The organism is Cytobacillus sp. FSL W7-1323 (assembly GCF_038595015.1).
GTDB lineage: Bacteria > Bacillota > Bacilli > Bacillales > Cytobacillaceae > Cytobacillus > Cytobacillus kochii.
The window spans coordinates 4,147,969-4,165,624 of sequence record NZ_CP151998.1 but is presented as its reverse complement, the minus strand read 5'-3'; the positions used below and the strand labels follow the sequence as shown (position 1 = coordinate 4,165,624).

The following is a 17,656-nucleotide window of genomic DNA, read 5'->3' as shown; positions in this document are numbered from 1 at the left end:
CGTGCATATAAAAGAGCATCCAATATTAGGTGAGCAATTGAACAAACCCATTACTATTTATTTGAATGAGCAACCCCTTGAAGCCTATGAAAACCAATCGATTGCTGGTGCATTAATGGCCAATGATGTGAAGAAGCTAGGGCAAAGTAGGAAGCTCGTTCAAGCAAGGGGAATGTTTTGTTCAAAGGGTAGATGTTGTAGTTGTTATATGACTGTGGACGGAGAAGATCACGTGAAAACCTGTATGAGGAAAGTAAGAGATGGGATGAAAATAAGTGAAGGGCTAGAAGACCCCGAATTAAGGAGAGATATTGATGAAGGCTGACGTATTAATTGTTGGAGCTGGTCCCGCCGGTTTAACTGCAGCCTATGAAGTAGCCAAGACAGGTCTATGTGTTCTAATCATCGATGAACATCAACAAGCAGGCGGGCAATTATGGCAACAAAGCCAAATGTTAGCTTTACCCGATATATTCCCAAACATGAGAGGTTTTGAGCTTGCTCAATTTTTAGTGGAACGGTTAGAAGGACTGGCAGTGGAGTGGTTGTTAGGTCATCGTGTCATTGGTGTATATGAAGATGGACAGATTGGTGTGACAAATGATAAAGATGTTTTCCCGGTATTTGCTGAAAAAATCATCATCGCAACAGGGGCAGCTGAAAATGCGATACCTTTTCCTAAATGGACCTTACCAGGTGTGATGACGATAGGAGCAGCACAAAGTGTAGTGAATCGGGATCGAGTAAAACCAGGATCTTCAGCAGTGATTTATGGTGATAACTCCTTTGCCAGCGATGTTTGTGAACTTCTGCTTAGTGTAGAAGTAAATATCGTCGCTATAGTAAAACAAAACAAACAGTTAGGAAACCCCACTTTCGTGGATATGAATATACCGTTGTATGAAAATAGCTCAATTATGAAGGCTAGAGGCAATGGGAAGCTAGAAGAAATTGACATACAAACTCCTCATGGGATGATCACCTTAAAGCCTGACATCGTTCTAATAGATGGGGGACAATCTCCTATATTAGATATCGTGTATCAATTGGACTGTGCCCTTAGATATCAAGCAGAACTCGGGGGCTGGCTTCCTGTTTACAATCATCAACTTCAAACAAGTAAGGATCATGTATATGTCACAGGAAATGCAGCTGGAGTCAGTAATCATTCCGCACTTATTCTAACGGGAATGTTAGCGGCTGCTAGCGTGTGTGAAGCGCTTCAATCATTACCGCCAGAAGAAACTGAAGTAGTAAGGAATTCGCTATATAGTAAGTTAGAGGATGAAGAAGGGAGCGATACATTTTCAGCAAGAAAAGAGCATATTAAACAATTTTCCACACCACAATTAAAAGATCAATTTATTTCTTAGATTATTAAAATTGAAGATAAGAAGGGGATTGAATGGATAAGTCAGTAATTGTCTGCAGATGTGAAGAAATAAGCTATGAAGAAATAGAAGAAGTAATCAATCAGGGCGGAAGAACATTTGATGATATTAAAAGAATAACTCGTTGTGGTATGGGTGCATGTCAGTCAAAAATATGCAGTAAATTAGTAGCGGAAGTGATACACAAGCAAACAGGGTTGTCGATGGAACAAATTTATCCACCTCGTTTTCGGATGCCAATTTCGCCTGTCAGTTTGGAGGCATTAGCGACAGATAGCCAACAGTTTTCTACAGTCAAGTCTGTACTTGATGAAATAGAGCTGACAGATGGGAAGGTGAAGTGATGAACACTCAATTCGATACAATTGTGATAGGTGGAGGAGTCGTGGGTAGCGGGATTGCCTATCATCTATCAGAAAGAAGCCAAGAAAGTATATTAGTCATTGATCGAAAATACCCTTTAGCAGGTACTTCTGGCTCTACTCAGGCATGGGTATGGGTGCATAATAAAACACCTTCATGGTATGCAGAATTGAATTATTATAGTGCTGAGTTATATCCTTATCTATCGAAAAAAATTGGTGATGTCGAATATAAACGAACAGGCGGACTATCACCATTTTTTCATGAAAAGGATAGAATGAAGGCAATGAAACTAGCAGAAGCATATAAAGAAATTGGCATAGATATTAAAGTATTATCAAAAGAAGAGGTATTGGAAAAAGAGCCATTCATGAATCCGGATGTCGAAGGAGCCACCTATAGCTCCATAGATGGAAATGTAAATCCTTTTCGACTCATAGATATGTATATGAGAGCAGCTAAAAGAAAAGGAGTGCAATACTCAACGTATAACCCTGTTCATGACCTTCAGAAAATCAATGGTGGGTTTATCGTAGCAACAACGAAGGATACTTATCGATGTAAAAGGCTTATTCTAGCTGGGGGAACATGGTCCAGAGAATTGGGGAAAATGATTGATGTTCATATTCCAATGAATCAAGTAAGGGGACAAATTTTAGTTTCCGAACCGCTTAAACCTTTTCTGAATCATACAGTGAGCGGTCTTAGACAAGCAAATAATGGTGAGGTTTTGATGGGGTATTCCATGGAAAATAAAGGATTTGATCGCTCCACCACACTTAATGTAATGCAAGAAACAGCCAATATGGCCATCCGTTATGTGCCAGCCATTAAAAAAGCAAAAATTGTTCGTGCTTTCTCTGGCATACGTGCCATGCCGGAAGATGGATTTCCTATCATTGGTGCCGTTCCTAATATAGAGAACCTATATGTAGCAGCTACCCACAGTGGTGTAACCCTATCACCGCTTATAGGCACATTAATTACGGAGTTAATAATTGATAAGGAAACTTCAATTCCGATTGAGAGGTATGGGATTAGTCGGTTTGACTGAAGAGAAGAAACGGAACAACAACGGTTACTTTTGTCGCAATCAAAGTTGTGATTACCATATTTTTTCCTGATTCCCTAAGGCGTTTTTCCTTTTTGCACATGATGTGTGAAATATATTTAATTTCTTGCTTCTTATCTTACGGAAAATAATTGTTTCTAGTCGAATGCTTATCTTATTTCCCGGAAAATGATTGGAAATGTAGAATTTTGTTGAAGAGAGGAGGGAGACTCTCAAAGTAGCTTTGAAGGAGTTTATGAGTACGCGACTAAATAGGGGGGTGTGATTGAGGTAGTCGCGCATATCGCAATATTCCTCTTAAAATATAATGAAACAATTCTTAATCATTGGATTTTCTTACGTAATATTTCCCCGGGGAAGGCTGTGAGAAAAGTAACCACGTTTCTCTAGCTAATCCATAGCCACTATCAGGTTCTAATTGTAGGGAGTCAGCGTTCGCGAAGCTGAGACCTGGGAACAATTAACGGTTATTTTTAAATATTGTTTATTTCCTTAATCAAATGTGGTGAGATAGTAAATCAATCTTGCCACATGGTATTTCAAAATGTCCCTTTTCTCTCTTGATCGTTATAATATTAGCCATCTTCTGTACCCCATTTTTATTCTTTCCCGGAAGGAGTCAAAATTTCCCTACTTCTCCAATCATATTATGGTGAATTTTCGGCTGAATGATCGCGTACTCCCCTTTAGACGACTAGTATGTCTCACAGCTTTCATCAAGATGAAAAAACAGTTCATTCCTTATAATTTCCTTCAATACAATAAAGTATCAGTTTTATACACCGGGATAAAATGAATGGCCACTCGTTGAGGTGTAAATAATAAAAGGATGAGTTTAACCAAGATTTGCTCCCTTTTCGTTTGCTTTTTCCTCTTTTTCGTTCATTATGAAGGTACCACTTCTAGAAATCCGTCATAATAAATAGGTTCAGAAGGAGAAGAGTGTATATGTCATTAATTTTTGAAGGTTTTGGGAAGGTCGCTGGCAATACAGTTGTCTTGCCTTCTATACAATTGACCATTGAAAAAAAAGATGTGGTTGCGATTCAAGCAGACATGGAGTATATGCATGCATTTTTATCCTTAATGGAGGAAGATAGAAGTTATATGACAAATGAAATCCGTCTCTCAGACAGTGTTCTCCGTGGGGCGGAGGATTTATTCTTTTACCGGACGAATATGGGCGAATATAAACGTTTAACCCCCGAGCAAACGATTCGTTTTTGGTGTGACTTGTATGGTGTAAGAGTAGATATAGAGAGGATTTTAGCGCTTGCTGAATTAAATGAAGTCCGTAATAAGAAAAACAAAGGACTAACATTCTCAGAGAAAAAACGATTACAATTTGCACGCAGTTTGATTCAACCTACGACCATTTATATTTTTCAAGAACCTACTTATCACATTGATCTCCAATCGAAGCAGGTATTGAATCGTATTCTTAATGAATTGTTGAAAAAGGATAGTTTCATTATTATTCTTACATCCTCTTTAGAAGAGAGCATTCGTTTAGGGACAAAAGTATTCCGATTGACAGATAGAGGACTACAGCGGCTTGAATATAAAGAGGAAGCTGAAGAAGAAGTTGAGGAAAAGGAAGCTAGTGGCACAGAGGACGAAACGATTTACCAACAAAGATTCGAGAAAATATCAGCTAAATCAGACGATAAATTTATTCTATTTGATCCATTAGAGATTGATTTTGTGGAAACGCGAGATAGACAAACTATTCTCCATGTGAATAATGAAGAGTTTATATCAACTGTTTCAATGAAGGACATTGAAACGAGATTACATATTTACGGTTTTTTTCGCTGTCATCGCTCCTACTTAGTTAATTTGCAGCGTGTTAGGGAAGTTGTGGTATGGAGTAAGAATAGTTATAGCCTCACATTGGAAAATGAAAAGACGGTTCCTTTATCCAAATCACGATATGGGGAGTTAAAAGAACTGTTGAACTGGTAAAAGGGGTGATTCGCATGAATGTACAGCAAATTAAGGTTTTAATGATAAGGGAACTAAAAGATTTGCGCTTTAATGGGCAAGTATTATTACTCTTTTTCACTGCCTTCGCGATGATTTTTTTCATTTATGTATTAAATAATTTGACCATCACCTTTTCAAATGAACAGATTACCTTTTTCAAAGGCATGACTTCATTACTTAGTTTTATTAGTATATTGGTGACAATGTATACACAAGGGAACTTAATGGTTGAAGAAAAAGAGCAGGGGACAGGCATATTATATCGTTTGATGAAGATAAGGCGAATAAATATTTTCTTAGCTAAATCCATCGTTACCTATAGTATGTCTTATCTTTTGTTCACTATTGGTATGATTATTTATGGCTATAGTTTAGCGCAAATACTGATGGCCAGTATATTTACCATCCCAATTTTCAGTATGTGGCTTTTAATAGGGACTGCTATCGCTGAATATGCAAAAAATACAATCGATGTAAGTTTATATGGATGGCCAATTATGATTGTTTATTTCTTAATAGAAGGATTTGTTTATTCTTCGCTCCTGAATAAGTTAACGATTCTTTTTCCCAATTATCATATCGAACGTGGTCTTACTCTGATTGAAAATGATGACTTTACCTCTGTATTGAAGTTTATGATTGTGCCATTCATTTGGGGTGGCATTGCTTTGCTATTCCTCATAAAGAAAAGGGAAAAAAAGGCCTCCATTGAGGCATAAATCGTCTCCACTCGGAATGAATTTCCCTCCTTTCGTGCAGAAGTTGCTGATATAGAAGGGATTATCCTTCATACTAAAAGTAGGCAAACATGAGAGGGGAGAAATGATGCAAGACATACAAGAATTCTATTTGAATTTAATGCCGGCACTAGAAGATAATTTATTTCTACAGTTACTAAGTATTTTTGTTTTATCGCTCATCCCATTTTTTGAATCATACGGTGCCATTCCATTTGGGTTTCTTTTAGGATTTCCTGGAATCCCTGTTATTTTAGTAGCGATACTAGGGAACTGGGTTTCAGTCATGGCTTTTATCTGGGTGATCAATGCGCTGAGGTCAAAGTTGATGAAAGGAAAGAAAAAGGAGAAAGAACCAAGTAAACGCATGATGAAAGCAAAGAAATATTTTGAAAAATACGGTGTACCTGGCGTTTCTTTAGCAGGTCTTCTATGGGGATTTCATATTTCGGCAGCAATCGGCTTAGCAGGAGGAGCAAAGAAAAGCTATGTCAGTTTATGGGCAACCATTGCTATCATAGCACAGGCACTTGTTATTGGAATTTTAATCATGTCTGGTATAAATTTGTTCTCCTAAAATGAAATACTTCCACTTACTATTACAAATACTTTTATCAGTATGCTTTGTATTATGGTCAATCATCTTACTAAATACGATGATAATGAATTTTTGTAAGGAGTGTTGATGTGTTTAAAAAAAGAGAGACCCGTTTTGTAGAAATATTGAAAGAAAGTTACTCATCAGGGCTGCTTTCTATCCTCGTTGATCGTGAAACCGGGGTCCATTATGTTCATACATGGGCAAGTACAGGCGGAAGTGGACTTACACCGTTGTTAGATGAAAACGGGAAGGTTGTTGTAAAGAAACCAGAGTAATCTCTTATGCGAAAAAGAGTTAGAAACAGTCGTTTCTAACTCTTTCATTTAAATATTTATTTCCATTTCTAATAGGGCACTACTGATGCTTTTTCCGTGAGCATCCCATGCGATGGAAGTCGTCACACCACCGAGAAGGGCATTTGTGCAAACGAAATTAAAAGCATGTAAGTTGGGGAGGTCATATCTGATTACTTCGCCCTTGATGATTGCTTGTAAATGGTCTTTCACTTTCTCACTTGTCACCTGTTCGGCGATAGAAGCGTAATCTTTTTCGTTATAGGGGATGAGGGAGAAGTTCAGTGTATCCCCTTTATCCCCTGTTCGACTATGTGCAATGTGCAATAATTTAACTGTTGCCATCTTATCACTCCATTATTTCAGTATGAATTGTAATTGCTGAGCGATCAATAAAGGTAGAAACGATTCCTATCACTTCTTCTGTTTTTTTCCGTGCCCCGCCCCCTCCAGCAGGTCCGTTTGTATAGAGTGCTTCAACTTCATGTCCAATCATTTTGGCTGTCTGCTCTTCTTTACATAAAGCGGCAGCTCTCACAGTGACTTCGTAAGGTGTTGTGTGAGTATAAGTTGTATGATGAAGAGCCGTTAAGCCGATTAGGTCTGTTCGTAATTGAGGTACATTGGCACGTAATCTCTCGTTTATCACCCATTCTGCCAGTTTGGCGCGATTGACGGCAGTTGATCCGGCATAAGAAATCATACCTTCTCCAAGGTAACCTGCATGGTAACCGATAGATACTTTCAGTGTATCTGGTTTTCTTTTACCTGTAGCTCCCCAAACAAGCACTTCGTTTGGTTTTATTTCTTCCATTTGTGTTGTACTAAAATTCGCAATACAATCAGGGGTATAGTACTGACTTGGGTCATGCACCTCATAAAGTAATTGCTCTTTTACTGTTTGAGTATTGACGACACCACCACTATTAGGGAGTTTTGTAATTATCGCCTTGCCATCTTCAGCTACGATGGCGAAGGGGAATCCAAGATCTGCTAGGTTATTTACTTCTTTCAGGCCAGGGTCAGCAAAATATCCACCTGTCACTTGCCCTGCACATTCAAGTAAATGTCCAATTAAAGTCCCTTGCCCCATCAAGTCAAAGTCATTTTGATTCCATTGAAAGTGATGGACGAGTGGCGCTAAAAAAAGTGAAGGGTCAGCCACTCTACCTGTAATAATCACATCTACATCTGCTTCTAAAGCAGGTAAGATCGCTTCAATGCCAAGGTAGGCATTAGCCGAAACAATGGGTTCAAATGTCATTAAATTTTCTCCATTTTCTGTTTCGAATTGATGAAAGTTTAAATCGTTTAAGACATCGTCGCCTGAAACCGCTGCAACTTTACATGTAAGGTTTAAATCTCGAGCCATTTGTAAAATAGTTTTTGCTGCGGCAATTGGATTAGCCGCCCCCATATTTGTGATAAGTTTGACTTTATTTTTTAAAAGAGAAGGGAGTAGTGGGCGAACTCTGTCTTCGAGATATTCGTTATACCCTTTGTTGGCATCCTTCTGTTTCTGTTTTTGAGATAGCGCAATGGTTCGCTCTGCTAATCCTTCTAATACTAGGTAGTCAAGTTGTGCATTTTCTATTAAAGAGATGGCAGGATCAATACGGTCACCCGCAAATCCTGCTCCTGATCCAATTCGAAGCAAGTTGAACACTCCTTTTTATATATAATTAGATGGCAATTGCACCGGTAATAAGAGCAACAATTGTCATTACAATGGTTGTGCCAAAAGCCCAGATGAAAATAAATCGTTGATGATCAGCTAACTCTACTCTGGCTAATCCTAAAAGTAAAAAGGTAGCGGCAGTTAATGGACTGAGAGGGAATCCAGTTGTCATCTGCCCTAATATAGCTGCACGACCAATATTTTCAGCGGCTACCCCGTAGTTGGCGGCTGTTTCACTCAGAACTGGCAAAACACCGAAATAATAAGCATCTGGTGTAAAGACGAGGCTGAGAGGCATGCTTGTAACCGCAACTATTAGGCCCATAAAGGAACCCGTGCTCTCAGGAATAATAGATACAAGTGTATTGGCCATTGCTTCAATCATGCCTGTGCCTGAAAGAACACCAGTGAAGATACCTGCTGCAAAAATAATTGAAACTACTGTAACCATCCCTGTAGCCTGTTCGGTAATTCGTTCTTGCTGTTCTTTTGGGTTCGGATAATTCATAACTAATGCAAGGGCGAAGGCGACCATGAAAACAACTGGGAGAGGGAGCCATACCTTTACTAATGCAACAATGGTTAAAATAGTAAGAAGTAAGTTGAGCCAAAGAAGTTTAGGTCTTCTTGCCTTTTTTTCCTCTTCGCTTAATTCCTGATTAAAATCATATTGAAAGTTCTGAATACCGATGCGATTCCTTTCCTTCTTACCAAAGTAATAACTAACAAATAGCACCCAAATAAGCCCAGCGATCATAGCAGGAATCAGGGGATTGAATAATGTTGCCGTATCTATACCAAGTGCACTTGATGCGCGTGCAGTTGGACCACCCCATGGAACGATATTCATTGTCCCAGCACTAAGGGCCACCACACCTGCGAGCACAAGTCGGTTCATTCCTAAACGTTCGTATAAAGGAAGTAAAGCAGGAATCGTGATAAGGAATGTAGAAGCACCCGAGCCATCTAAATGTGTGACCATTCCAATAATGGCTGTACCGATGACAATTTTTAACGGATCCCCTTTTACAAGCTTTAATATTCTAGAAATAATGGGATCGAAAAGGCCCGCTTTACTCATGAGACCAAAGAAAAGAATGGCAAAAGCAAGCATAATCCCTGTTGGTGCAACTGAAGTGACCCCTTCAAGAATCATCGCGCCGAGACTGTTCAAGTCAGTTGTGAAAAGCCCAAAGAAAACGGGGACTAATATTAAAGCGACAATCACAGACACTTTTTTCGATAAAATTAAATAAAGAAAAATTGCGATGGTTAAGAACCCCATGATGGATAACAAATAAAAACCTCCTTAACTGTATTAAGCGCTTACATTTCGTTATGCATGATTTATGCCAAAAAATAAGCCTTGATAGGAAAGAGATTTTTTAAAATGATAAATTGTCATTTCTAAAGAATTAGAAACATGAAGGTCTAAGAAGTCCTTCTATACAGGTGATGGCGTTGTTTCTAGAAAATTAGAAATGGGATGATGATTTCTAATTCCTTAGAAAGCAGGCTTAAATATGATATTTAGTTAATTTGTTATATAAGGAAGCAAGTGATATACCTAAGATTTTTGCCGCTTTCTTTTTTCCTTTCACTGTCGTTCCTGTTTGATTAAGTACACTTTGTATGGCTGTTCTCTCTGTGTCATTCAGTATTTTTTCTAGTGGCTGGAGCGTTATTGATTGTTGTTGAGTTGCATTAAACGCTTTCTTTATTGTGTCAGGTAGATGTTCCTGGCGAATGACTTGATGATCACACATACTAATGGCGTATTGAATCGCGTTCTTCAGTTCTCTGATATTCCCTGGCCAATGGTAGTGTTGGAGGATAAATATGGTTTCTGGATCAAAAGTAATGTCTGCTTCATTTTTTAATAAAAAGGCGATGATTTCTGTAATATCATTTTTTCTTTCCCTAAGAGGAGGTATGGTTAAATGAACCGTATTAATTCGATAAAAAAGATCTTCGCGGAATCGTTCTTTTTCTACCATGCTTTGTAATTCTTTATTCGTTGCTGCAATTACTCGAACATCAACCGTTTGTTCCTCGAGACCACCAATTTTTCTAAAAGAGCCCTCTTGTAAGACCCGCAAAAGCTTGGCCTGAAGCTCAAATGACATATCACCGATTTCATCGAGAAATAGCGTGCCGTGATTGGCAAGCTCAAATAACCCAATCTTTCCGTCGCGGTTAGAGTCAGTAAAAGCTCCCTCCTCATAGCCAAAAAGCTCGCTTTCTAATAAGGAGCTTGGGATAGCAGCGCAATTAACTGGAACAAAGGGTGCTACACGTCTTTTACTTTCATTATGGATGGCCTGTGCGAAAAGCTCTTTGCCAGTACCAGATTCACCGGATAATAAAATATTCATATCTGTTTGTGCGGTTCTTTTGGCTTGTTCTATCGTCTGCTTTAATTGCACATCACTACCGATAATATTTGCAAAGGTGTATTTTGCCTGATGAATTCTACCAACGGCTCTCTCAAGCATAGTGACTCGTTTACGACTTTTTTTCAGCTCTTTATTTAACCGATAAACTTCAGGAATACTTTTACAAACAGAAACGGCACCAATGATTTTCCCTTGATCCCAAATGGGAGCCATATCAACAACATATTCCATTGTCATTTCTTTTCGGAATACACCTTCTCGTGCCAATCCGTCTTTTAAAACAGTGGGCAGAAGTGCTCCTGGTCGTACCTCTTGTAATAGCTTTCCTACTATCTGTTCTGCACTGACACCTGTAATATGTGTATACTCCTCATTTATTAATTGCACCACACCAACGTGATCGATTACCAGAATCCCATCATGAATGGCCTCAATAATCCCTTCAAGCCAGCCAATCTTATTATTTTGTAATTGCATAATTCTCAACTCCTTAAAAAATACGGAATATTTAAATTATATGGCAATTGAAGAGTTTGTACTACCTACGAATCTAGTTGTTTAAAACACCATAGTAAATTCCCTGAGAATGAGATGAAGTGATATTTGCAGACTTAAAATAGCAACCTGTAAATGAGGGTACTATTTGAATAGTGATGGGGATGTCAGGTGAGAAAATACAAAGGTTTGTGATACTTATGGTAAGATTTCAACATACGGAAGTAAATTTTAAAAATTAGATTTAAGTGTTGGAGGATTAATTTATACATGAGTAAACTGCATTTTAAAGATATAGATGTTACAAATGAATACAACGTTAGAAATATAAAATTAAAGTCTGGACAAGAAAAGTTCATTGAAACCGTAGATGAATGTTTAAATGAAGCGAATGCCCATCGAGAGTGGCATCCAGTAGCTATATATTTGGATGAAGAAATGATCGGATTTGCTATGTACGGTTCTTTTGGTCCTAATAAAGAGACTTGGATTGATAGAATAATGATCGATGAAAACAATCAAGGCAAAGGCTATGGGAAAACTGCGATGAAGAAACTTATTGATATCGTGTCAAAAGAATATGGGGTAAACGTGATATATTTAAGTATCATTGATGAAAATAAAACGGCCTATCGCTTATACGAAAGTATTGGGTTCGAATGTATGAATGAAAGGGACCCTAATAATGGGGAACTCTTATTTAAGTACACAATTAAATGAGAGTAAATAAAATCTAAACCCTTTGCTTTAAATGTAGAACAACTTATTAAAGACACCAAAAAGCTTTGAAATCCAAGGCTTTTTGGTGTACTAAATATTTTGTTGTTTTAATTGATATTTTTTCTTTGTCCTCATAATAATGCCTATCTCGGTTGCTGTTTAAACCGACCATGAATATTATTCCACTTATACGTACCAGCTTCGCTAAATTCATACAGTTCCATTGATAAAGCAAAATAGCGTTGATTATATAGTTCCTTGAAGTGATCCTTCATCATAGTAAAGAGTTCGTCACATACAGATGCCTTTACCTGCTCACTTCGTCCGGAGCCGATTTTGAGTGTTGCATGAACGAAGGCATCGTCTGCCTGACCATCTGCAATATAATAGTCTTCTAGTTCAATGGCCCTTGAACGGATCCCACCTATTGGAAAAGTAGGCGATTTACTGATGAGGATTTTGTTCGCTTTCTCTAATAAGGCGGGAATATGTGCAGCGTTTTTGATGTTGCTCGTATATTCAATAATGAAATGTGGCATGAAAATCCTCCTTTCACTGATAGACAGGTTCGCTTATAATGGTGTTCTTGAGTCGGCCGATGCCTTCGATTTCAGTGATGACCGTGTCGCCCACTTTCGTATCGACTGAACCTTTTGGTGTCCCAGTGAGAATGATATCGTTTTTATTGAGTGTCATGAAACTGCTTAAATAGGCGATGAGCTTTGGAATACTAAAAATCATATCTTTCGTTGTTCCTTCTTGGACGACACTGTCATTTACATAGGTGCGTAAAGTGAGATTCATTGGATTTTTTATCTCATCTGCACTGACAAACCAGGGGCCGATGGGTGTCAATGTATCACGATTTTTCACACGTAGGTTCGGGCGATAGTAGTTTTCCAAATAATCGCGGATGGCGTAATCATTGGCCACAGTATATCCAGCGACATAGTTATAAGCATCCTTTTCTTGAATATTTTTACCAGATTGACCAATGACAACTGCTAATTCACATTCATAATGCATATAGGTAACATCGGCAGGGCGGAAAGTTTCCCCGTTATGACCGATAAGTGTATTAGGTCCTTTTAAAAAAACGAGGGGCTCTTTCGGTGCGTTAAAAGAAAGCTCTGCCGCATGATCGGCGTAGTTGAGTCCTAATGCAAAAATCGTTTGTGGCACAATTGGAGGGAGCCAAACAACATCATCCTCTGAAACGATGGCGCCCGTATCTAATTGTAGCTTACCGTACCATTCTATTGCCTCATGGATATTCCCTTTATAGGCGACACGTGCGGTTTTCATATCGTATTCTCCTTTACTTGTTGTTTTGTGATAACAACTTGGTTTTCAAGTGAGCCGATGCCAGCAATCGTTATTCTGACAATATCCCCATTACGAGCAAGTGGAGGGCTTTCTGGTACACCGACTAGTAATGTATCGCCTTCAAATAAGGTCATAAAGGAAGTAACCTCTGCGATTAGCTCAGCGACGGGGCGGATTAAGTTTCTAGTTGTTTGCTGTTGCTTTAACTCTCCGTTGATATGGACGGTAATGTCTAAGTCGTCAGGGTTCGCCACCTCTTTTTGATCAACAATCCATGGACCGATTGGGCAGAATCCATCTTGCGCTTTTTCTTTGATGGCAGGACGGTAAACACTGCTATGTGGAATACTGACATCATTAGCAATTGTGTAGCCCAAAATGTAATTTTGTACTTCATCTTTTGATACTTTGCTTGCTTTTTTACCGATGACTACTGCAAGGGCAGCGCCTATTTGTAAGGTATCTTCTTCTTTTGGCATAGGAATGCTCGCTTGATGGTAATTGATTGTATTGACTGGTTTGATATAAAGAATGGGTGCTTTCGGTGGTTGTTGGTAAGGGCTTTCATAAACAGCTGAACCAATTGCTTCTAACTCACCTTTGTAATTAAGTAATGTTCCGTAAATCGTTCCAGATACTGGAGGATGGACGACAAGCTGTTCAATTGGAGTTGTCTCTTCTCCTCGGGTTATTAGTTGTTTAGTAGAATCGACATAAACCTCTTGTAAAAAGAATTGTCCATTATATCTCATCATTGCTTTCATCAATGTGATCAACACTCCTTTAACAAAATAATGATTAAATCATAATTGATTATTTTAAATATTTCAAATAATGTAAAATAAATTGCATCCTTTTCTACAAAATATCCTAATGGGCCAAGTGGAATCACCCATTACGGTAAAATCTATCCTTTTTTATATTTGAAATCTCTGAAATTTGTCTTTTGATTACTTCAAATCTAGTGGTAAGAGAGGGAATCGAGTCAGACATACAAAAAAACATAATATACCAAACTTCACTTTAGAAGGTGTTCTCTTCTAATTGCTGTTAGAAAATATTCAATCAAACGTTTGTTTGAAAGGTCTCTATCATCCGACTCGCACTTTTGGAGAGGTAACGATTTTTCAACCAAATAATGGCCGATTCCGATTGGATGGTTGCATCTTCTAGCTCTATGACAATCGCTTTATCTGCATAATAGGATTGCAATGTAGATTTAGGTACTATTGTTGCACCAACCCCAGCAGTAACAAGAGATAAAAGCATAGAGGCATCAGGGCACTCCAAAATCACTTTCGGTTCGAAGCCGTGACGTCGGCATTCATTTGTGACGATTTCGAATTGACCTTTGCCATTGATGCGATGGAGTAAGAGTAATGGGAAGTTTTTGATATCTATCATTTTGATGGAGGTCTTGTTGTGGATATGTTGTTGCCATGATTCTGGAATGACTAGTACGTAAGGTTCTGTCGGAAAGCGAATCATCTCAATATCATCCATCTCTAGTGGAAGGCGAGTGACAGCTAGTTCGATTTCGCGATTTTTCAACAGCTCGCCAATGTAGTAAGTATCGCCTTCTCTTAACTGAAAAGTAACGAGAGGGTATTTTTCACGAAACGCCCGTAGGCGGTCTGGTAAAAAGGCGAAACATGATTTGCTCGCACCAATTGAAAGCTTTCCTTTCACTCCTTCATTTGTTTCTTTGACTTCGTTTTTAGCTTCATCTAACTCAGATAATATTTGCAAGGCACGATCATAAAGGACGCTACCTGATTTGGTCAGTTCCATCTTCCTACCAATGCGATCGAATAATTTAACGTCGAGTTCTTCTTCTAGTTGTTTTAGTTGGTGGCTAAGTGGGGGTTGTGCCATATGTAACTTCTTTGCTGCGCGTGTGATTTGTCCTTCCTGAACAATTGTACAAAAGTATTGCAGCTGCTTTATGTCCATATTGTCCCTCCTTGAAACGATACTTTTTTTATATCCAAAACAAACAAAAACAATATTTTTTATATAATCTAACACATGTTAAACTGCAAATGAAAGAGCTTACAATAAAATATTCAAAAATTTCAGAAATAACTTTAAAGAAGGAGTGTTTGTAAATGACGAAGTTTGCTGAAGTAAAACAAAGATTAAGAGGTTCGATCGCACCGATTATTACACCATTTCATGAAGATGAATCGATAGACTTTGAATCATTTAAAAAGCTCATCCATTGGCATATTGAAAGCGGAAGTCATGGTATTTCTGTTACAGGAACAACTGGAGAACCAAGTTCATTAACAATCGATGAACGATTGAAAGTGATGGAAGTGGCGAAAGAAACAATTAACGGAAGAGTACCATTTGTACCAGGTACAGGCTCAACAAACCATCAGGAAACATTGTACTTAACAAAAAAAGCAGCAGAGATGGGTGCAGATGCTGCCCTAATCATTGTTCCTTATTATAATAAACCTTCGCAACATGCGCTATATAAGCACTTTAAACTTGTCGCTGAATCTGTACCAGATCTCCCCCTCATCGTTTATAACATCCCAGGTCGAACAGGCACAAATATGCATGTGGAAACACTTGCGAAGTTAAGTAAAGATTGTCCAAATATTATTGGTGTAAAAGAATCGAATAAGGACTTCGAACATGTGAATCGTGTACTTCTGAATTGCGGTCGTGACTTCTTACTTTATTCAGGAATTGAACTGTTATGTTATCCGATGCTGGCCATTGGTGGCGCAGGACATATTAGCGCAACAGCAAATATTGTCCCAGATAAGGTGGCAGCGATTTATGATGCATGGAAAGCTGGCGATGTAGAACGATCGCAAAACTTGCATTACGAACTCATGCAGTTGAATGATGTTTTGTTCAAAGATACGAATCCTGCACCATTAAAAGCAGCACTTGGTCAAATGGGCAAAATTAAGCCGGTACTTAGACTTCCGATGGATTTACCTACGCAGAGCTTGCAAGATGAAATTGCAGAAGTCTTAAAACATTATGTGGACCTTCCTGGTAGTGTCGTGCAGAAGTAAAGTGATTTAAACAAGGAGTGAAACAATATGACTAATCATGTGACTGAGACGAATCAATCAAAGCAAAATTTTGCAGTTGAGGATGTATCCTTATTTATCAATGGTGAATTTGTTGATAGTGTTTCAAAGAAAACATTTGCCAATCTAAGTCCCTTTACAAATGAAACAATTAATCTTGTAGCTGAAGGCGATAAGGAAGATATTAATGTTGCAGTTGAGAGTGCGAAGACAGCTTTCGAGACAATTTGGAAAACGATGAAAATCTCAGAGCGGATGGTTTATATTAACCGCATCGCTGACCTTATTGATGAAGAAGCGGAAGAGATTGCGAGATTAGAAGCGATTGATACAGGGTTACCAATCAGTCAAACGAAAAAACAAGCGGCACGTGCAGCGATGAACTTCCGATTTTACGCGAAAATGGTTGAATCGACCTTGCATGGTGAAGCTTATCAAGTGGACGATGAATTTATCAATTACACAATCTATAAACCGCTTGGGGTGGTGGGGTTAATTACTCCGTGGAATGCGCCGTTTATGTTAGAAACATGGAAGGTGGCCCCTGCTTTAGCGACAGGGAATACGGTCGTCCTTAAACCTGCGGAGCTATCTCCTTTAACGGCAAATAAACTGGCTGAAGTGATACAAAAAGCAGGTTTGCCGAAAGGGGTATTCAATATTGTCCATGGTTTCGGGGAAACAGCCGGAGATGCACTTGTTCGTCATCCTGATGTGGAAGCGATTTCATTTACGGGTGAAACAACGACTGGCTCGACCATTATTAAAAATGCTGCCGATACGTTGAAGAAAACCTCAATGGAATTAGGCGGGAAATCACCGTTGATTGTTTTTGAGGATGCCGATTTAGATCGCGCCCTTGATGCAGCTGTTTGGGGGATATTCTCCTTTAACGGTGAACGCTGTACATCGAACTCCCGCGTGTTTTTGCACAAAAATATTAAAGAAAAGTTCGTTGCAGCACTTAAAGAGCGGGTGAAGAATATCGTCGTTGGTGATCCCATGGATAAGGCCACTGAACTTGGCCCGCTGATTGAAACAGCCCATTATAATAAAGTGAAAAAATATATTGAAATCGCGGGAGAAGAAGGCTGTGACGTTTTCCAAGGGGATGTGCCAGCAGCATTCTCTGCCGGTAATTATGTTCCACCAACTTTATTATTAAACGCGACGAATGATATGAAAGTTTGCCAGGAAGAAATCTTCGGACCAGTGATGGCTGTGATTGAATTTGAAACAGAAGAAGAGGTCATCAAAGTGGCAAACGACGTGAAATATGGCTTAGCTGGCTTCGTTTGGACGAATGATATTAAGCGTGGTCATCGTGTGGCCCAAGCTGTAGAGGCAGGCATGATTTGGATAAATTCGCAAAACACACGGGATTTACGAATTCCGTTTGGTGGAACGAAGGCGAGTGGTATCGGACGAGAAGGTGGACATTATGCCATTTTCGAATTTTACACAGAACCTAAGGTCATTCATGTCGCCATCAGTGATCACCATATTCCACAATTCGGTAAGAAAAAATAAGGAGGGGAATAG

At 38.8% G+C, this 17,656-nt stretch carries 19 protein-coding genes; 11 read left to right on the top strand and 8 right to left on the bottom strand.

Annotation, left to right across the window (positions count from 1 at the left end; translation table 11 throughout):
- The first annotated feature begins 1 nt into the window (after nucleotide 1).
- From MKX67_RS21185 to MKX67_RS21150, 8 genes are all read left to right on the top strand, one after another.
- Nucleotides 2–325: a (2Fe-2S)-binding protein gene (locus tag MKX67_RS21185; protein ID WP_341098043.1), complete on the top strand. Its 324-nt coding sequence runs from the start codon at nucleotides 2–4 to the stop codon at nucleotides 323–325.
- A complete protein-coding gene (locus MKX67_RS21180) occupies nucleotides 315–1,373 on the top strand; it encodes an FAD-dependent oxidoreductase (protein ID WP_342488740.1) in 1,059 nt (352 codons plus the stop codon). The genes MKX67_RS21185 and MKX67_RS21180 overlap by 11 nt, the downstream gene beginning before the upstream one ends.
- Before the next feature lie 32 nt (nucleotides 1,374–1,405).
- A complete protein-coding gene (locus MKX67_RS21175; protein WP_342488739.1) occupies nucleotides 1,406–1,735 on the top strand; it encodes a (2Fe-2S)-binding protein in 330 nt (109 codons plus the stop codon).
- On the top strand, nucleotides 1,735–2,808 hold the full coding sequence (locus tag MKX67_RS21170; RefSeq protein WP_342488738.1) for an FAD-dependent oxidoreductase: 1,074 nt from the start codon (nucleotides 1,735–1,737) through the stop codon (nucleotides 2,806–2,808). The genes MKX67_RS21175 and MKX67_RS21170 overlap by 1 nt, the downstream gene beginning before the upstream one ends.
- Nucleotides 2,809–3,774: 966 nt before the next feature.
- Nucleotides 3,775–4,791 carry a LytTR family transcriptional regulator DNA-binding domain-containing protein gene (locus tag MKX67_RS21165; RefSeq protein ID WP_342488737.1) on the top strand — a complete coding sequence of 339 codons (1,017 nt, stop codon included), beginning with the start codon at nucleotides 3,775–3,777 and terminating at the stop codon, nucleotides 4,789–4,791.
- Nucleotides 4,792–4,805: 14 nt separating this feature from the next.
- Nucleotides 4,806–5,531 (top strand): hypothetical protein, encoded by a 726-nt coding sequence (locus MKX67_RS21160; protein ID WP_322909771.1) that lies wholly within the window; start codon nucleotides 4,806–4,808, stop codon nucleotides 5,529–5,531.
- 106 nt (nucleotides 5,532–5,637) lie between these two features.
- Complete coding sequence (locus MKX67_RS21155; protein ID WP_233435191.1) at nucleotides 5,638–6,126, top strand: small multi-drug export protein; 489 nt, start codon at nucleotides 5,638–5,640, stop codon at nucleotides 6,124–6,126.
- Nucleotides 6,127–6,236: 110 nt separating this feature from the next.
- Nucleotides 6,237–6,425, top strand: coding sequence for a DUF6440 family protein (locus MKX67_RS21150; RefSeq protein WP_095371690.1), 189 nt, complete (start codon nucleotides 6,237–6,239; stop codon nucleotides 6,423–6,425).
- Nucleotides 6,426–6,473: 48 nt separating this feature from the next.
- Here the strand turns inward: MKX67_RS21150 and MKX67_RS21145 are convergent, their stop codons facing one another.
- The 4 genes from MKX67_RS21145 to MKX67_RS21130 all read right to left on the bottom strand — a co-directional run bounded on the left by MKX67_RS21145 (nucleotide 6,474) and on the right by MKX67_RS21130 (nucleotide 10,994).
- Complete coding sequence (locus MKX67_RS21145) at nucleotides 6,474–6,788, bottom strand: hypothetical protein (protein ID WP_095371691.1); 315 nt, start codon at nucleotides 6,786–6,788, stop codon at nucleotides 6,474–6,476.
- Nucleotides 6,789–6,792: 4 nt separating this feature from the next.
- Complete coding sequence (locus tag MKX67_RS21140) at nucleotides 6,793–8,100, bottom strand: acyclic terpene utilization AtuA family protein (protein ID WP_095371692.1); 1,308 nt, start codon at nucleotides 8,098–8,100, stop codon at nucleotides 6,793–6,795.
- Between the two features lie 25 nt (nucleotides 8,101–8,125).
- On the bottom strand, nucleotides 8,126–9,418 hold the full coding sequence (locus tag MKX67_RS21135) for a citrate:proton symporter (protein WP_342488736.1): 1,293 nt from the start codon (nucleotides 9,416–9,418) through the stop codon (nucleotides 8,126–8,128).
- 220 nt (nucleotides 9,419–9,638) lie between these two features.
- On the bottom strand, nucleotides 9,639–10,994 hold the full coding sequence (locus MKX67_RS21130) for a sigma 54-interacting transcriptional regulator (RefSeq protein ID WP_095371694.1): 1,356 nt from the start codon (nucleotides 10,992–10,994) through the stop codon (nucleotides 9,639–9,641).
- A gap of 288 nt (nucleotides 10,995–11,282) precedes the next feature.
- On the opposite strand from MKX67_RS21130, the gene MKX67_RS21125 reads away from it, so the two are divergent.
- Nucleotides 11,283–11,732, top strand: a complete 450-nt coding sequence (locus MKX67_RS21125; protein ID WP_342488735.1) for a GNAT family N-acetyltransferase — start codon at nucleotides 11,283–11,285, stop codon at nucleotides 11,730–11,732.
- Between the two features lie 143 nt (nucleotides 11,733–11,875).
- Here the strand turns inward: MKX67_RS21125 and MKX67_RS21120 are convergent, their stop codons facing one another.
- The 4 genes from MKX67_RS21120 to MKX67_RS21105 form a co-directional block, all read right to left on the bottom strand.
- Nucleotides 11,876–12,271 (bottom strand): 5-carboxymethyl-2-hydroxymuconate Delta-isomerase, encoded by a 396-nt coding sequence (locus MKX67_RS21120; RefSeq protein ID WP_095371696.1) that lies wholly within the window; start codon nucleotides 12,269–12,271, stop codon nucleotides 11,876–11,878.
- Between the two features lie 13 nt (nucleotides 12,272–12,284).
- Nucleotides 12,285–13,037, bottom strand: coding sequence for a fumarylacetoacetate hydrolase family protein (locus MKX67_RS21115; protein WP_251162244.1), 753 nt, complete (start codon nucleotides 13,035–13,037; stop codon nucleotides 12,285–12,287).
- On the bottom strand, nucleotides 13,034–13,822 hold the full coding sequence (locus MKX67_RS21110) for a fumarylacetoacetate hydrolase family protein (RefSeq protein WP_322909913.1): 789 nt from the start codon (nucleotides 13,820–13,822) through the stop codon (nucleotides 13,034–13,036). Before MKX67_RS21110 ends, MKX67_RS21115 begins: the two co-directional genes overlap by 4 nt.
- Nucleotides 13,823–14,123: 301 nt before the next feature.
- Nucleotides 14,124–15,011 (bottom strand): LysR family transcriptional regulator, encoded by an 888-nt coding sequence (locus MKX67_RS21105; protein WP_307316125.1) that lies wholly within the window; start codon nucleotides 15,009–15,011, stop codon nucleotides 14,124–14,126.
- 155 nt (nucleotides 15,012–15,166) lie between these two features.
- On the opposite strand from MKX67_RS21105, the gene hpaI reads away from it, so the two are divergent.
- Together hpaI and hpaE are read left to right on the top strand one after the other, a co-directional pair.
- A complete protein-coding gene (gene hpaI / locus MKX67_RS21100; RefSeq protein WP_307316121.1) occupies nucleotides 15,167–16,096 on the top strand; it encodes a 2,4-dihydroxyhept-2-ene-1,7-dioic acid aldolase in 930 nt (309 codons plus the stop codon).
- Nucleotides 16,097–16,123: 27 nt separating this feature from the next.
- Nucleotides 16,124–17,644 (top strand): 5-carboxymethyl-2-hydroxymuconate semialdehyde dehydrogenase, encoded by a 1,521-nt coding sequence (hpaE, locus tag MKX67_RS21095; RefSeq protein WP_340976668.1) that lies wholly within the window; start codon nucleotides 16,124–16,126, stop codon nucleotides 17,642–17,644.
- Nucleotides 17,645–17,656: the final 12 nt, after the last annotated feature.

Bases quoted from the DNA above. Each gene is read 5' to 3' on its own strand.
- MKX67_RS21145 (WP_095371691.1), bottom strand. From the start codon at position 6,788: ATGGCAACAGTTAAATTATTGCACATTGCACATAGTCGAACAGGGGAT.
- MKX67_RS21180 (WP_342488740.1), top strand. From the start codon at position 315: ATGAAGGCTGACGTATTAATTGTTGGAGCTGGTCCCGCCGGTTTAACT.
- MKX67_RS21155 (WP_233435191.1), top strand. From the start codon at position 5,638: ATGCAAGACATACAAGAATTCTATTTGAATTTAATGCCGGCACTAGAA.
- hpaE (WP_340976668.1), top strand. From the start codon at position 16,124: ATGACTAATCATGTGACTGAGACGAATCAATCAAAGCAAAATTTTGCA.
- MKX67_RS21165 (WP_342488737.1), top strand. From the start codon at position 3,775: ATGTCATTAATTTTTGAAGGTTTTGGGAAGGTCGCTGGCAATACAGTT.
- MKX67_RS21120 (WP_095371696.1), bottom strand. From the start codon at position 12,271: ATGCCACATTTCATTATTGAATATACGAGCAACATCAAAAACGCTGCA.
- MKX67_RS21110 (WP_322909913.1), bottom strand. From the start codon at position 13,822: ATGAAAGCAATGATGAGATATAATGGACAATTCTTTTTACAAGAGGTT.
- MKX67_RS21175 (WP_342488739.1), top strand. From the start codon at position 1,406: ATGGATAAGTCAGTAATTGTCTGCAGATGTGAAGAAATAAGCTATGAA.
- MKX67_RS21125 (WP_342488735.1), top strand. From the start codon at position 11,283: ATGAGTAAACTGCATTTTAAAGATATAGATGTTACAAATGAATACAAC.
- MKX67_RS21105 (WP_307316125.1), bottom strand. From the start codon at position 15,011: ATGGACATAAAGCAGCTGCAATACTTTTGTACAATTGTTCAGGAAGGA.
- MKX67_RS21130 (WP_095371694.1), bottom strand. From the start codon at position 10,994: ATGCAATTACAAAATAATAAGATTGGCTGGCTTGAAGGGATTATTGAG.
- MKX67_RS21115 (WP_251162244.1), bottom strand. From the start codon at position 13,037: ATGAAAACCGCACGTGTCGCCTATAAAGGGAATATCCATGAGGCAATA.
- hpaI (WP_307316121.1), top strand. From the start codon at position 15,167: ATGACGAAGTTTGCTGAAGTAAAACAAAGATTAAGAGGTTCGATCGCA.
- MKX67_RS21170 (WP_342488738.1), top strand. From the start codon at position 1,735: ATGAACACTCAATTCGATACAATTGTGATAGGTGGAGGAGTCGTGGGT.
- MKX67_RS21160 (WP_322909771.1), top strand. From the start codon at position 4,806: ATGAATGTACAGCAAATTAAGGTTTTAATGATAAGGGAACTAAAAGAT.